The 205-nt window shown below is 54.6% G+C and carries 1 protein-coding gene; it reads left to right on the top strand.

What is annotated here, in order from left to right; all coding sequences use genetic code 11:
• Nucleotide 1: 1 nt before the first annotated feature.
• On the top strand, nt 2–205 hold a 204-nt coding region (locus FDX22_RS21890; protein ID WP_255433031.1), incomplete at its 3' end, for an ABC transporter permease subunit.

Genomic DNA, 205 nt, shown 5'->3' with positions numbered 1-205 from the left:
GCTGAGCGGGCAACCTCTGCAATGGATAATCTCCGGTTTTCTGACCACACTTTGGGTCACGCTAGCCGGCGTGGTACTCGCCACGGTGTTTGCCATCTTTCTGCTCAGCCTGCGCCTGATAGGACAGCGCTTTGCGACCACCATGGTCAACGTGTGGGTCTCTGTTTTTCGCAATACTCCTTTACTCGTCCAACTGATGTTCTGG

It is taken from the genome of Citrobacter sp. TBCS-14 (assembly GCF_005280805.1).
Taxonomy (GTDB): domain Bacteria; phylum Pseudomonadota; class Gammaproteobacteria; order Enterobacterales; family Enterobacteriaceae; genus Citrobacter; species Citrobacter gillenii.
The sequence above is the reverse complement of the archived record's forward strand: the minus strand, read 5'-3'. Positions and strand labels throughout refer to the sequence as shown.